Genomic DNA, 265 nt, shown 5'->3' on the forward strand with positions numbered 1-265 from the left:
GTCCGGGTCCTGGCGCAGCATCGCCCGCACGCCGTTGGCGAAGCACAGGCCCAGGGCCGGCTGCACTTGCAACTGGTTGAACGCCGGTTCCAGCCGTTCGATCGGGTCTTCGATGGTGCACAGGTTGATTTGCGGGGTGGCCAGCAGTTTGAGGCTGGCGTAGAGCGTGCTGGTCTTGCCGGAACCGGTGGGGCCCGTTACCAGGATGATGCCTTGGCGGTGGCGCAGCAGCGCCCGCCATTGCTCCAGCTGCTGCCCTTCGAGG

The 265-nt window shown here is 66.8% G+C and carries 1 protein-coding gene; it reads right to left on the reverse strand.

Translation table 11 applies throughout. The annotated features are described in order from the left end of the window. Positions 1-265: ATPase, T2SS/T4P/T4SS family (locus tag SB772_RS41865; protein ID WP_410838757.1), on the reverse strand; the 265-nt coding region annotated here is incomplete at both ends.

Origin of the sequence: Paraburkholderia sp. SIMBA_030, from assembly GCF_046535245.1 — a bacterium.
Taxonomy (GTDB): domain Bacteria; phylum Pseudomonadota; class Gammaproteobacteria; order Burkholderiales; family Burkholderiaceae; genus Paraburkholderia.